Here is a 15341-nt window from a genome sequence, read left to right as displayed (position 1 = left end):
TTTCATCCAGGATGGCGCACTAAGGGGCCAAAGCACAACAGCATTAAGCCATACCGTCGATTTCTCGAAGTATGCTCAACCCTTCATTGGCACTTCCCACGTCACTGACGTGCATCATGCGCCTGCCTTTTACTTCTTTCAAATCACATCGGCGAGGATGCCTGCCGATATAGTTGAGCACGCTATCAAATGCCTTACTCTTGTAATAGGCACTCATGGGATTGCTCACAAACTGCATGGTCATTCTACCTTGTTTCAGCATGAGCTTCTCGCACCCCAAGCGTTTACCCACGCGTCGCAATGCAACAACATTCATGAGTTCTTCTCCTTCGTGGGGAATGGGACCGAAACGATCGATCAACCGCTGCCGATATGCAGCCAATTCATTATCATCTTCAATATTATCCAATTCCCTATACAGCAACATGCGCTCGCTGCTTCCCGGCACATAACTATCGGGGAAATACATTTCCAAATCGCTCTCCACGGCACAATCATCCACAAAATCGGCTCCTGATACCACTTCTCCACTTGCAATAGATTCTTCGTACAGGTCGCTGAACTCGTCATTACGTAGCTCGGTGACAGCCTGTGAAAGAATTTTTTGATAGGTCTCGTACCCCAAGTCTTCCATAAAACCGCTCTGTTCTGCACCTAGCAAGTTTCCTGCCCCACGAATATCCAAGTCTTGCATGGCGATGTTGAACCCACTACCCAATTCAGAGAACGTCTCCAAAGCTTCGAGACGTCGACGTGCCTCGGGTGTAAGAACCGATTTGGGAGGTGCCAATAGGTAGCAAAAGGCTTTGCGATTGCTTCGCCCTACGCGTCCCCGCATTTGATGAAGGTCTGACAGTCCCACCCGATGGGCATTGTTGATGATGATGGTATTGGCATTACTGATGTCGATTCCATTCTCGATGATAGAGGTCGAAAGCAGCACGTCATAGTCGTGATTCATGAAGCCTATGAGGATGTTCTCCAACTGTTCGGGCGGCATTTGCCCATGCCCAATGGCTACACGGCAATCGGGTACATATTTTAAAATCATCTTCTCAATCTCTGACAGCGTAGAGATACGGTCGTTCACGAAATACACTTGCCCGTTTCTACTCATCTCAAAGTTGATGGCATCGGCAATGATTTCGTTTCCATAAACACCAATCTCTGTGTGAATGGGATAGCGATTGGGTGGCGGCGTGCGCATCACGCTCATGTCGCGGGCACCCATCAACGAAAATTGTAGGGTGCGCGGGATGGGCGTTGCCGACATGGTAAGCGTGTCGACGTTAGTCTTGAGCTTGCGAAGTTTCTCCTTTGTGGACACGCCGAACTTTTGTTCTTCGTCGATGATGAGCAAACCTAAGTCGTGCCACTTCACCGACTTGCCAATCAACTTGTGCGTTCCGATGATGATGTCGATACGCCCTGCCGCCAAATCATCCAACACCTGACGGGTCTGTTTCGCCGTCCTGGCGCGAGAAAGATAATCCACTCGCACCGGCATACCACGCAACCGCTCTTGAAAAGTCTTGTAATGTTGGAAGGCAAGCACCGTGGTTGGCACCAACACAGCCACCTGCTTCGAGTCGCAAGCGGCCTTGAACGCTGCACGAATGGCCACCTCGGTCTTGCCAAACCCTACATCGCCGCACACCAAACGATCCATGGGACGCGCTTTCTCCATATCGGCTTTCACCTCAGCCGTGGCCTTTACCTGGTCGGGGGTGTCCTCATACAGGAAACTGGCCTCCAGCTCTTGCTGCATATAGTTATCGGCACTGAAAGAAAATCCCTTTTCATGGCGACGCTTGGCATACAACTTGATGAGGTCGCGCGCAATGTCCTTGATGCGCTTCTTGGTCTTCTCCTTGAGCCGTTCCCATGCCCCCGTGCCCAATGTCGACAGTCGTGGCGGTTCACCCGTATCACTGCGACGGTACTTAGAGATTTTGTACAGCGAGTGAATGGACACGTCGACAATGTCGCCTCGCTGATAGATGATGCGAATCATCTCTTGGTACGTGTCACCCGTAGGAACTCTCACCAAACCTCCAAACTTACCAATACCAAAGTCAACGTGCACGATAAAATCGCCAGGCTCCATCTCTTGCAGTTCTTTCAGGGTGAGAGCCATCTTGCCTGAGCGTGCCTTATCCGACTTGAGGTTGTATTTGTGAAAGCGTTCGAATATCTGATGATCGGTAAAACAGCATATCCTCAGGTTGTTGTCTACAAACCCTTCGTGTAACGAAGCATCGCCCGTGCCCTTCAAGGAGAGCGGTTCATGGAGCCGAGATGATGTTCTTGGGGCGGCATTGTCGTCACGCAGGACGGCATCGGGCGTGGCTCCCAGTATCTCACGAAGACGCTCTACCTGCTTTTTACTCTCGGCAAAGATGTACAAATCGTACCCTTGCAGTGCATAGTCTTCAAAAGTTTGGCGCAGCAAGTCAAAGTTCTTATGAAACAAGGGTTGCGGTGTAATGCTGAAGGTGATGGTGGCCTGTGGCGTGATGGATGGCTGCGTGCCAAACTGGATGCATTGAAAACCAGCCACATCCTGTGCGAATTGCCGTGCCGTGATTAATTGTTGCTCTCTTCGCAGCGTGCGAATGATCTCCTGTTGCTCTACCTCCGTGGCTCCTTCCATGCGCTCTTGCACCACCTGCGATGCAAAACCTTCATTGTACACGTGGTCGATGATGTCGTGAACGTAGGTGAAATCTTTCATCACCAACAGCGCATCGGCGGGTAAGAAGTGCAGGAACGGCACTTTTTCACTGTCCGCGGTGGCCAATTGAGGTACGATTTCTATAGCCGTTTGCTTGTCCTTGGACAGCTGGTCTTGCACGTCAAAGGTGCGAATAGTATCTATCTCATCTCCAAAAAAGTCGATTCGCAAAGGCCATTCACTGCTGAACGAATAGACGTCTACAATGCTCCCGCGCACGGCAAACTGTCCAGGTTCATACACATAGTCCACCTCTTGGAACCCAAAAGTCAACAAGTTTTTTTTCAGTTGCATGAGGTCGACCGTCTGTCCCACGTTCAACTTGATGGTACCCTCGTCCAGTTTTTGCTTCGACACCACCAGTTCGCACAGCGATTCGGGCGAGGCGACGATGTAAAGAGGCTTGCCCGCCGCCAGCTTGGCCAACACCTCGGTGCGCAATATCTCGTTGGCGGCATCCCGTTGTCCATACTTCACGGCCCTACGGTATGACGATGGGAAATACAGCACCTGCTGATTGCCAAGCGCCTGCGTCAGGTCGTGATAGAAATAGCCCGCCTCATCGGCATCCTGTAGAATGAAAAGAATGGTTTTGGACAGCTGTCCGGCCATTCCGGCGAACAGCATGGGGGCAGCAGAAGCCATGAGTCCTTGCAGGAAAACGGTCTTCACCGACTTGTCTTCCAGTGCTTTTCGAAGCGCACCAGCCTGTGGCGACGCTCCATATAGTTGTTGAATGTCTTGTATATTCATCGCAAATGCGTTGAGCATACAAAGGTAATGAAATAAGCTGGAATAATGGACAAAAGAATGAGCAATATCAGACTGTCTTCCAAACCCATTGACTTTGGACCTCAAAGTCAATGAGATTGGCGGGCAAAGTCAATGAGATTAGCGGGCAAAGTCAATGCTTTTGGTGACCAAAGTCAATGCTATTCATGCACGACATGCATCGCATTGGAAACCAATAGGTTACCAGCAGGAGATTCGGCTTAATCCTTAGGCATGGGCGGATATTTGCGCAACCAGCCATCTAAGCGCAAACGCATCACGCCAAAAAAGGCCTCTCCGAAGATGCCACCACTCATTTTGCTGGTTCCCTCACGCCGATTGACGAAGACAACCGGCACCTCTTTGATTTTGAACCCTATTTTGTAGGCGGTGTATTTCATCTCAATCTGGAAACCATAGCCCTTGAAACGCACCTCATCCAATGGAATTGTTTCAAGCACACGACGCTTGTAGCACTTGAATCCGGCCGTGGTATCATGCACGTTGAAGCCTGTCACAAATCGTACATACTTGGAGGCGAAGTAGCTCATCAACACTCTTCCGATGGGCCAGTTCACCACATTCACGCCACTAACGTAGCGTGAGCCAATGGAAAGGTCGTAACCCTCGTCGTGACAGGCGGCATACAGGCGCGGAAGATCATTGGGGTCGTGACTGAAGTCGGCATCCATCTCGAAGATATAGTCATATTGATGTTGCAGTGCCCACTTGAATCCAGTGATGTAAGCCGTGCCCAACCCCAGTTTACCCGATCGCTCGATGATGAACAATCGATCGGAGAACTCGGTTTGCATCAGCCTATGAACGATGGCTGCGGTGCCGTCAGGACTGCCGTCATCGATGACCAGGATGTGAAAACACTTATCCAACGCGAAGACGGCACGGATGATTTTCTCCATGTTCTCTTTCTCATTGTACGTCGGAATGATGACGATGCTGTCGGTTTTGTTCATAGCTTTATTATTTTATGGGTTCAAGATGTGGTGAAAAATGAGTGCGAGCCGAACGCAATCAAGCTTGCTTGGAATTGCTGAGGCGATGCCTACCTTATGCAAAGGTAGTGGAATTAGTGGGATATGCAAAAACATTTCACGGCATTTTCACAGTCGGCAGTTGTTGTCGCACATGCCGTTCACTGGTCAGGATTCTCGACAAAACCCTGATATTCGGGAGCCAGAGCACTCATGATGGCTTGATAGCTCTCGTCGATGGTTTGACTGATGTGCTCAGCGTCACATGCCTTTGGTGCGATAGGCTCGTGAATAGTCAGACGCAAAGGATGCCAGGAAACCCATTTCATGTCACGCATGCGAGGCATAACATTGAAAGATCCGTTGATGGTCAATGGCACAACGGGCAGTTGAAGGTCGTTGGCCAGCATGAAAGCCCCCCGCTTAAAAGTAGCCATGTGACCCGTGAACGTGCGCGATCCCTCTGGAAAAACCACGAGTGACATGCCATCTTGCAGTGTCTCGTGTGCCTTGTCATAGGTTTCTTTGACCTTACTGGGACTGCGTTTGTCCACAAAAATATGGTGTGCTGCTGCACAAGCACAGCCTATAAACGGCATTTTGCGCAGTTGATGCTTCATCATCCACTTGAAATTGCGCCCTAAGAATCCATAAATCAGGAAGATGTCGAAAGCACCTTGATGATTGCTGACGAAAACGTACGAACGTTTCGGCTCCAGATGCTCACGTCCTTCCACTTTCACGGGCAACAGCAGCACACGAACAACCAGTTGCCCCCACCATCTTCCAGGATAATAACCCCAGAAATGTCCGTTACCAAGCGTACACCCTATGGTGACCACCAAGGCCGTGAGCAGGGTGAAAACAGCGATAATGGGTGCTGCGATGAACAATTGATAGATGCGGTACAGATATTTCATACGTCCTGTTTTTTCTGATTATTTCTGTCGATGCAGGGTGATAACGACTATTTCTGCCGGCACACCAAAGCGAAAAGGAACGAGTCCACCCAGTCCGGCTGTCACATAAAGGAAACGGTTGCCCACCTGATAAAGCCCCCAGTCTTCGGGATACATGAACTTGGAGGGGCGGATGCCCAACACGCTTATCTGTCCACCATGGGTGTGCCCACTGAGCGTGAGTTGTGCTTTCGACTCGGGTAGGATGTGCCGTCGCCATGCCGATGGATCGTGCTGCAGCATCACAACGAAAGCATCATCGCCTACACCTCGTAAGGTTTGGTGGATGTCACCACGTGCTGGATGCGGTGGAAGTCCATCGTTCTCTCCGCCAGCGATGACGATGGAATCGCGTCCTCTGTAGATTGAATGGTTCTCGTTCAGCAAGACTGTCCATCCACATTGTCGCTGACGCGAAATGGTTTCACGCTCACTGGCCACCTTGACGGCGGCATCGGCATGGATATATCCACTGTAATCATGGTTTCCCAAAACGGAATAAACACCATCTTTCGCTTTGATGGATTTAAAAAGTCCTACAAACGGATAGAGTTCGGAGGGTTGAATGTTTTGCAAGTCACCCGTAAAGACAACCATATCGGCTTGCTGTGCCCGAATACTGTCCACGGCTCGTTCCAAGATGGGGCGGCGTGATTTGAGATAACTCCCCACATGTGCATCAGACCAATGCACGATGCGATAGCCATCAAACGATGCAGGTAGATCCTTGAAGGTGACCTCTACATGTTTCACTTTCAGTTTTCTGATGCCGAAGGTAGACCCATAAACAAAAATATAGATGAGCAACAAACTTAGAACGAGTCCCACCAAGTTGCCCCAGTTGCGACGTTTTTTGCGCAATCGGCAAAAGAACAGTCCGATAACCGAACAGATGGAAAACATCGCTTTGGGCACGATGAGCAGGCAAAGCAGCAACAAATAGTTGTCAATCCAAGCCGGATTGTCGGGGATGAAGTTAGGTTCGATGGCCATCTTGATGGTGTAAGCCAGCATCAAGAGAGCGGGAAGCCACCATAAAAAGCGCTTCCACCAGGTGTAATTTTTCTTCTTCCGCAGGTAATGCAGGTCAAGATACACATCCGGAAGGATGATGAGAAAGAGAAGAAAGATGAATATTCTTGCAATCATAGGGTCGATGTGGCAACGGATAAGCTATTGAATGAGTGGATTGCGGACGAAAGTTATCGCCGGAAACACAAGGCCTCACCTCGATAATCATCGTCAAACACGCCGTCATCGTAGACCAGATGACCGTTGCAGAAGGTCTGCATCACCTTCCATTGATAGGTGTGTCCCATCATTGGACTCCACTTACACTTGCTTTGAATCACGGATTCGGTCACCGTCCAAGGCGTGTTTGGCTTGACGATGGTGATGTCGGCTTTATAATTTTCGCGCAAGAAGCCCCGCTCGTTCACGTCGAACAACAGGGCTGGATGATGACACATCAACGTGACCAACCGCTCAATAGTGAGCATACCCGCATCTACCAACTCCAACATCGTGGGCAAAGAGAATTGCACCATGGGCATGCCAGAAGCGGCAGAACATGCTCCTCCCTGCTTATCGGGCAGCAAATGAGGAGCGTGGTCGGTCGCTACGGTATGGATTTCCCCTGTAGTGAGTGCCCTTCTTAGCGCCTCACGGTCGGCTTTTGTCTTGATGGCAGGGTTGCATTTGATTAGACTTTTCAGGGTTTTATAATCATCATCATAGAACATCAAATGCGGTATCACGGCTTCGGCGGTGATGTTGTCATCGCTACCAAAGAACGTTAGCTCCTTCGCGGTGGTGAGATGAGCCACATGCAGGCGTGTTCCGTACTTCTTTGCCAATGCCACTGCCAAGGCAGTCGACTTGTAACATGCCGCTTCACTGCGTATGATGGGATGCAAAGAGATGTCCACCTGCTCTCCCAACCGCTGTTTGTAAGCCTGCATGTTGGCGTTGATGAGGGTTGAATCTTCGCAATGCGCAATGATGGGGAATGGACAAGTACGGAAGATTTGCTCCAAGGTTTCCCGCCTGTCTACCAGCATATTCCCTGTACTGGCACCCATGAACAACTTGATGGCCGGCACTTGATGGAGGTTGAGTGCTGGAATGAGGTCGGCATTTTGATTGGTCGCACCGAACATAAAGGTATAGTTGACGTGGCTATGCTGCTTTCCCAACTCGTGTTTAGCCAGCAAAGTTTCCAGCGAAGTAGTTTGCGGAACCGTGTTGGGCATGTCAAAAAAAGACGTCACACCACCGTAAGCCGCAGCTCGACTCTCACTGTCAATATCAGCTTTTGCCGTCAATCCCGGCTCACGAAAGTGCACATGCTCGTCGATAATGCCCGGTAACACGAAACACCCTGTGGCATCTACGCACTTATCGTAGTGGCCACAGGGAGCTTTCTTACCTTCAATGATTGAAGTGATACGGTCATCTTGAATCAGCACAGAGCCTTCGAAAGCCCTACCTTCATTAACGATTGTTCCACCGTATATAACTATTGTCATGGTTATGGTTTGTTTCTACTCTGTCTTTTCCGAAGGTTTTGCCAAATCAGCAGGTGATGCTGGTGGTGGAAGCTGCTGTGCATTCGGTACCGATTGACTGGCTGCGGCAGGCACATCCTTCAAGCCATTCATGATTTGTTCATTCTCCTGTGCCTTTTGATAGTAATCTTTAACGTACGGATCGTTCTTGAATTGGTTGGTAGCCTTGCTCATGATGTCCTCAATCCATGGGGTCAACTCGGGATATTGATTACCGATGGTCATCATGAAGAACACGCCTGGCCCCAACACATTGTCGAAATTATCTGTCACGAAGGTAGTAACCAGATGGTCTTCTCGCTGACTTAGACTTTCTGCTTCAGCATTGAGCTGCGCGTTAACCACATCCATGTTGCTTCCATTCATGATGGCTTGGTCGTGCCGATGCACCAGTTCGGCCTGCTGACTCTTCAACTGATTGTACTCATTGAAGAACTTAAACAGCTTGTCATTCAAGGGTGTGCCGCTCACAGTCTGCTGGGTGTTGTTGATTTTGATATTGATGTCGCCCTCTTCCAACACGAAAGTAAGCACGCTCCTGTCATCCATGAAGATGTTGGCCATGCGAGCCGAATCCAATGTTCCTGCGAACTGAAACTGCCCATGTACCACTTCACTGGAGTCGATGTTCTTGAAATCGTTATCTTGCAGCACCTTGAGGTACAACATTCTGCCATCCAAATCGGTTACGTTGGATGACCCTTGCACATGATAGCTGTTCGCGCAAGACGTGAACACTACAAGAGAAATAAGCAGGTATAATATCTTATTCATATACGTATTCTTGTTCTGTTTCTTTCAGGGCACCTTGTCAGCACTCTCTGGAAAACCTCATTCACTCACAATCCCAGCCGCCCATCTTCTGCAAAGATGGTGCAAGCCGAAAGCAATCAAGCTTGTTTGAAATTGCTGAGGCGCCGCCCATCTTCTGCAAAGATAATATGTATTGTCTGTGAACAAAATTATTTAATGCTATTTAATTTGTTTACTGGCTCCTTTTAGCATTTTTTTGGAATACAGAGCCTCATCTATTCCTCTTTTGACAACTCGTGCTCGATGCGGTGCATGGTGTACATTTCCAGAATGGCCGCAATGAGCAACAGAACCACCCACTTGTTATAAATGGTGTTATAGTACGTCAGATAGTTGTCGAAGGCCGATTGCAGAAAGCGATAGACCATGTCCACCATCAGGAAACCAGACAGGATGAAGAAGATGTCGGCCAAGCTCATGATGCGCTTCAGCCGCTTCACGATGAAGTTATTGCCTAGGTATTCCTGCATCATCTGCATGACACCGAACATCAAAGCGCCCACAAGATAAATCCAACAAGCGATTTTCTGCTGCCAAATCAGGGCGAAGCATCCGGCACCAACCACCATCATAGCCCCACCAGTGAGGAATATCAGGCTCTGGAGTTTATTGAGTTGTTTCATTTGTCGATTGAGGTTGTTCTGTTTTAGGGTCATCACTCAACACGAAAATGTCTTCATCGTCGGCCTTCATGAAATAGTTCTCTCGGGCTATCTTCTTGATGGCACTGGGGTTGCGCTTTAGTTCTCTTAGCTTCTTCGTGTTGATTTCATTCAGCGATTTGTACTTGTTGATATCTTCTTTCAAATCACTGATTTGCCATTCCAGCTGTACACGTTTCATGAAACTGTTCTCATCAAGGACCCCAACAATAAGGAATCCGCCAACAATCACGATAAGGTATTTATAGTGATTGACGAAGCTCAGTATGACATTGACACGTTTCAAGAGTGGTAGGATTTAATGATTGCAAAAATAAACATTATAATTGAAAACGAAAAATGCACCTGTCATAATTTCATCTTATTAACAAATAATCAAACAGGGCGGTCCAAGGAAGTCTAATCTTTTTGCTATCTTTGCAAAACAAATTCATCTACAATGAAAGATTACATTGTTTCAGCGCGCAAATACCGGCCGATGACCTTTGACGCTGTCGTTGGCCAATCCGCGCTTATCACAACCCTTAAGAACGCCGTAAAGAGCGGGAAGCTGGCTCACGCTTACCTGTTCTGCGGCCCGCGCGGTGTCGGTAAGACCACCTGCGCGCGCATCTTTGCCAAAGCCATCAACTGCATGAACCCCACTCCCGACGGTGAAGCCTGCAACGAGTGCGAGAGCTGTGAGGCCTTCAACGAGCAAAGATCGTACAACATCTTCGAACTTGACGCCGCCAGTAACAACTCGGTGGAGAACATCAAATCGCTGATGGACCAAACACGCATACCACCACAGGTAGGCAAGTATAAGGTGTTCATCATCGACGAGGTGCACATGCTCTCCACATCGGCCTTCAACGCCTTTCTCAAAACGCTGGAAGAGCCGCCCGCACACGTCATCTTCATCCTGGCAACGACCGAGAAACACAAGATTCTGCCCACCATCCTCTCGCGTTGTCAGATATATGATTTCGAGCGGATGGCTACTGCTGACATCATCAACCACTTGAAAAACGTGGCTCAACAAGAAGGAATCACCTACGAAGACGCTGCCCTGAACATCATTGCAGAAAAGGCTGACGGCGGCATGCGCGACGCCTTGTCGGTCTTCGATCAGGCTGCCAGCTTCTGTCAGGGCAACATCACGTACGACAAGGTGCTGGAAGATCTCAACGTGCTGGATGCAGACAATTATTTCAAGATAGTAGACTTGAGCCTCGAAAACAAAGTGGGCGAAGTGATGGTGCTGCTCAACTCTATTCTTGCGAAAGGCTTCGATGGTGGACTTCTCACCAACGGTTTGGCCTCGCACATACGCAACGTGCTCATGGCGAAGGATGCACAGACGCTAAGTTTGCTGGATGCAAGCGAGCAACAACGCCAGAAATACCAGCAACAGGCGCAAAAATGCCCAACGAAATTCTTATACCAAGCGTTGAAAATACTGAACCGTTGCGACGTGAACTACCGTCAGAGCAGCAACAAACGCCTGTTGGTAGAACTTACGCTTATCGAAGTGGCGCAAGTGACACAGGCGGATGACGCATCAGACGGGGCGGGGCGCAGCCCCAAACGCTTAAAATCCTTGTTCAAAAAGTTGGCTCCCGCGATGGGCGGCGAGACCAATCAACGTGTGGCGAGCTCAGAGACCGGCAAGGTGTCTCCAGCAAATGCCCGCCACACCCCCATCACTTCAACACAACAACCATCAACCCCAACACCGGCTGCGACAAGCAATCCTGCCGGCCAAAGGCCGCGGCTGACACTCTCGGACATAGGAATGAGCTTCAACGACCTGCGTAACGGCGGCAAAAAACCATCCTACCAAACCAAAACCGAACAGAAAGTAACCGCACAAAACACGGCTTTCAGCGAGCAAGAACTGATGATACAGTGGAAGATGATGTGCAACCGAATGCCCCAAGAGAAAATAGGTTTGGCGCAACGCATGAAGAACTTGACGCCCCGTATCACCAACTTCCCGAACATAGAAGTGGTCATCGACAACGACATCCTACTGAAACAGCTGCAAGATGACAAGGAAAACATCTTGGCAGAGATGCGCACACTACTGAAAAACGCGCAACTCAACATCAATCTACGCCTTGCTGAAGCCCAGGAGGTGACCAAGATTTACTCGAAACGTGAAATCTTTGAAATGCTCAAAAAGGAGAATCCACAGTTCTCCAAACTATGCCAGAGCTTAAAATTGCAGTTGGGATAGGTCTGTTTTCTTTTGATTCTTCAAAACTTTCACGCACCCTGAAATGAGTCATTGGACGATGTCCACCAAGTAAATTTATTTAACACGAGTTTTCTGTAAAATAGGATTTTCCAGCACGGAAAAATGCCTTTTTTATCCCTCAAAATTGCGCTTTCACGCCTATTATCATGCTTTTGCCGATTAAAAGCATAGCTATTACCATCCTATCTATATGGGTTTGGACCCCAATAGATAGCATTTAACCGCCCAAAAACAGCGTTTTTCAGTGCTTCCGAATAAGCTAAAATAACACAAATAATTAATTATCAACGCTTTATATCTTAAGCGTATTTCAAACAGAAGATTATTTTTTTAGAAATACGCGAGTTATGAAGGGAGTAAAACCGCAAAGTTTTCTGTTTTTAACACTTGCGACATCCCACCACATACATATACAAAAAAAGGCATCGCCACATGTGACGTTGCCTCTTTACATTATTATTAAATAAAATAAATTCTCCTTTCAAAAGATGAAAGGCAAGATTTTTACTTGCTATTCAAGTTAATCTTGCTTCCCAAATGAATGGCCTGTGCTACAGATATAGCCACAACAGCCAAAGTCATAATTGTTACCATAATCTTTTTACCTTTCTTTTAAATTTGTTATCCTTTTGTCTTAATGACGATGCAAAGATACAACCATCGTGCTGTGTGCGCAAACATTTTCACTCATTAGTCGCATTTTATGCTGTTTTGTTGATACAAATCAAAGAAAACAGTCATTGAGGTACCTCAAAAAACCCATGTATTTATTTGGTAATCCACTAATATTACGCTACATTTGCATAGTATATTTCATATACCAGTATATCAAACAAACAATACAACAAACGGCTCTACATGAAACAAGCCACACATCAAACCTTGAACGTAGCACTGTCTTTACTCCTTGGCAGTGCCATTCTATACTGGATGTACCGCGACTTTGATTTTCAACTCATCAAGAATGTGGTGCTACATGAGATGGACTGGACCTGGATGTGGCTGTCGTTTCCGTTCGGAATATTGGCAGAAGCCTTTCGAGGTTGGCGTTGGAAACAAACGTTGCAGCCCATGGGCGAGCGTTCCAGGGCATCGGTCAGGGTTCATTCTGTATTCCTATCGTATGCCGTCAGCTTGTTGATTCCGCGCATAGGCGAGTTCGCCCGTTGTGGCATTTTAAGCAGATTTGATAACGTATCGTTTCCCAAAGCATTGGGAACCGTGGTGACCGAGCGCATCATCGACTCTCTCTTGGTATTGCTCATCACGGCCCTCACGCTGACAGCTCAAATCAAGATATTCGATACTTTTTTCGTTCACACGGGTACGAGCATTGACGCGATTCTGCGACAATTCTCTACTGCCGGCTACATTGTCACGGCCATCTGCGCCATGGCGGTGTTGGTGCTGGCATTTTTCCTACTAAAACGTTTGTCTATATATAATAAGGTGAAAATCACCTTGCATGACATCGGACAAGGTATCGCTTCACTTCGACAAGTAAAAAGCATACCTTTGTTCATTGCTTTCACCTTATTAATATGGCTATGCTACTTTCTACACTATTATCTCACCTTCTTTTGCTTTGATGCCACCGCCCATTTAGGACTGTCGTGCGCATTGGTAACGTTCATCGTAGGCTCCATTGCCGTTATCGTTCCAACGCCAAACGGAGCCGGTCCCTGGCATTTTGCCGTCAAGACGATGCTGATTTTATACGGAGTAGCTGAAACCGATGCCCTATATTTTGTGCTGATTGTACACTCAGTGCAAACTCTTTTAGTGGCCGTGCTGGGCATATACGCGTGGATTGCCCTGTCGTTCACAAAGAAAAAACTTAAATGCGTGAAGGCAGGAAAAATCGTTCTGCCAGCGCAAGAATAACAGAAAAACCTATTTATTCACCACGAGTTGGAAGCAATGTGTTTCAAAACACACGAGCAACAACTCTAAAAAAAACAAAATACTATGAGTGAAATTAAAGATCTGAAACCGACCTGTGTATGGCGAAACTTTGACGCACTGACGCAAGTGCCACGTCCTTCTGGACATCTTGACAAAGTACATCAATTCTTACTCGACTTTGCAAAGCGTGCAGGTGTTGAGGCTTATGTAGACAAAGCCAAGAATGTAGTGATGAAGAAGTCCGCCACTGCAGGCATGGAGAACAGAAAAACGGTGATTTTGCAAGCACACATGGACATGGTTCCACAAAAAGCACCGGAGAGTAAGCACAGCTTTGAAACCGATCCGATAGAGACTTGGATTGACGGCGAATGGGTGAAAGCAAAGAACACCACCCTGGGAGCCGACAATGGAATGGGTGTAGCCGCCATCTTGGCTGTCATGGAAGACAAGAATTTGAAGCATGGTCCGATAGAAGGCCTCATCACCGCCGACGAAGAAACGGGCATGTTTGGTGCCAACGACTTGCCAGAAGGCGAATTGGATGGTGACATTCTCATGAACTTAGACTCCGAAACATGGGGTAAATTCGTCATTGGTAGTGCTGGTGGTGTGGACATCACCGCCGAACTGGATTACAAAGAGGCAGCAACTGACGCTACAGATAAGGCCGTAAAGGTAACACTTTCGGGTCTTCGTGGCGGACACTCGGGCTTGGAAATACATGAGGGTCGTGGCAATGCCAACAAACTGATGGTTAGATTGGTACACGAAGCAATATGCGAACTCGATGCCCGATTGGCCACATGGCATGGTGGCAACATGCGCAATGCCATTCCATTCAAGGCCGAAGTGGTGCTGACGCTGCCGAAAGAAAACATTCCTGCGCTGCAAGAGATGGTAGCCGACTGGAAAGAAGAGTTCATACAAGAATACAAAGACATTGAGAGCGGAATCGAATTGACAGCCGAAGAGGTAGAAACGCCGGCCACACAGGTTCCCGAAGCCATACAAGACAACCTCATTGATGCCATCTATGCTTGCCACAATGGCGTGATGCGCATGATTCCTTCCATCCCTACAGTGGTGGAAACCTCATCCAACTTGGCCATCATTGACATAGAATCGGGCAAAGCTTCATTTAAGATTTTGGCTCGTTCATCTAACGAATCCATGAAAGCTTACATCGGTGAAACTCTGCAAAGCTGTTTCAACATGGCTGGAATGAAAGTAACTTTCAGCGGAAGTTATGGCGGATGGGATCCAAATCCTGACAGTGAGGTGCTCGATTTGCTGATGAAACTGTACAAAGAGCAAAACAATGAAGAAGGTATCGTACAGGTAGACCATGCCGGTTTGGAGTGTTCCATCATCTTAGGTAAATACCCTCACCTGGACGTTGTATCGTTCGGCCCCACCATTCGCAGTCCGCACACTTCAACAGAGCGTTGCCTTATCAGCACGGTAGAGCCTTTCTGGAACCTGTTGAAGAAAGTGTTGGAAGAAGTTCCAACGAAGTAACAGAAGCAAAACTGATTCGTAAAAATAGTTAGATTCATGGAAGAATCCACATTATTCCATGACATCAAACCTCTTAGAGAGCCGATGTGCGAGCCAAAAGCCCTGCATATCGGCTTTTTATGTTTACTAACTTGAATGCCTATAAATCTTAAAAAAGCAACAAGGTCATGGACAA

Annotated in this window: 11 protein-coding genes; 3 read left to right on the top strand and 8 right to left on the bottom strand. The window is 47.9% G+C overall.

Annotated features, from left to right (window positions below):
- Positions 1-43: 43 nt before the first annotated feature.
- The 8 genes from mfd to NQ518_RS12790 form a co-directional block, all read right to left on the bottom strand.
- The gene (gene mfd / locus NQ518_RS12825) at positions 44-3487 is read right to left on the bottom strand and encodes a transcription-repair coupling factor (RefSeq protein WP_227961540.1); all 3444 of its coding nucleotides are present in this window, start codon (positions 3485-3487) and stop codon (positions 44-46) included.
- A 239-nt stretch (positions 3488-3726) separates the two neighbouring features.
- Complete coding sequence (locus NQ518_RS12820; protein WP_227961542.1) at positions 3727-4479, bottom strand: polyprenol monophosphomannose synthase; 753 nt, start codon at positions 4477-4479, stop codon at positions 3727-3729.
- A 179-nt stretch (positions 4480-4658) separates the two neighbouring features.
- On the bottom strand, positions 4659-5417 hold the full coding sequence (locus tag NQ518_RS12815; protein WP_227961543.1) for a lysophospholipid acyltransferase family protein: 759 nt from the start codon (positions 5415-5417) through the stop codon (positions 4659-4661).
- Positions 5418-5435: 18 nt separating this feature from the next.
- Positions 5436-6605: a metallophosphoesterase gene (locus NQ518_RS12810; RefSeq protein ID WP_227961545.1), complete on the bottom strand. Its 1170-nt coding sequence runs from the start codon at positions 6603-6605 to the stop codon at positions 5436-5438.
- A gap of 53 nt (positions 6606-6658) precedes the next feature.
- Positions 6659-7984, bottom strand: coding sequence for a dihydroorotase (locus NQ518_RS12805; protein ID WP_227961547.1), 1326 nt, complete (start codon positions 7982-7984; stop codon positions 6659-6661).
- A 15-nt stretch (positions 7985-7999) separates the two neighbouring features.
- Positions 8000-8797 carry a DUF4369 domain-containing protein gene (locus tag NQ518_RS12800; RefSeq protein WP_227961549.1) on the bottom strand — a complete coding sequence of 266 codons (798 nt, stop codon included), beginning with the start codon at positions 8795-8797 and terminating at the stop codon, positions 8000-8002.
- Positions 8798-9051: 254 nt separating this feature from the next.
- A complete protein-coding gene (locus NQ518_RS12795; protein WP_227961551.1) occupies positions 9052-9459 on the bottom strand; it encodes a hypothetical protein in 408 nt (135 codons plus the stop codon).
- Entirely contained in the window at positions 9443-9784 is a 342-nt protein-coding gene (locus NQ518_RS12790) for an FtsB family cell division protein (protein ID WP_036874787.1), read from the bottom strand. The genes NQ518_RS12795 and NQ518_RS12790 overlap by 17 nt, the downstream gene beginning before the upstream one ends.
- 153 nt (positions 9785-9937) lie before the next feature.
- Here NQ518_RS12790 and NQ518_RS12785 point away from each other — a divergent pair, with 153 nt between their 5' ends.
- The 3 genes from NQ518_RS12785 (at position 9938) to NQ518_RS12775 (ending at position 15166) form a co-directional block, all read left to right on the top strand.
- The gene (locus NQ518_RS12785; RefSeq protein ID WP_227961552.1) at positions 9938-11719 is read left to right on the top strand and encodes a DNA polymerase III subunit gamma/tau; all 1782 of its coding nucleotides are present in this window, start codon (positions 9938-9940) and stop codon (positions 11717-11719) included.
- Between the two features lie 879 nt (positions 11720-12598).
- On the top strand, positions 12599-13624 hold the full coding sequence (locus NQ518_RS12780; RefSeq protein WP_227961554.1) for a lysylphosphatidylglycerol synthase transmembrane domain-containing protein: 1026 nt from the start codon (positions 12599-12601) through the stop codon (positions 13622-13624).
- 84 nt (positions 13625-13708) lie between these two features.
- Positions 13709-15166, top strand: a complete 1458-nt coding sequence (locus NQ518_RS12775) for an aminoacyl-histidine dipeptidase (protein ID WP_227961556.1) — start codon at positions 13709-13711, stop codon at positions 15164-15166.
- The last annotated feature ends 175 nt before the right edge of the window (positions 15167-15341 follow it).

Source organism: Hoylesella buccalis ATCC 35310 (assembly GCF_025151385.1).
GTDB lineage: Bacteria > Bacteroidota > Bacteroidia > Bacteroidales > Bacteroidaceae > Prevotella > Prevotella buccalis.
This window is presented reverse-complemented; position numbering and strand designations above follow the sequence as displayed.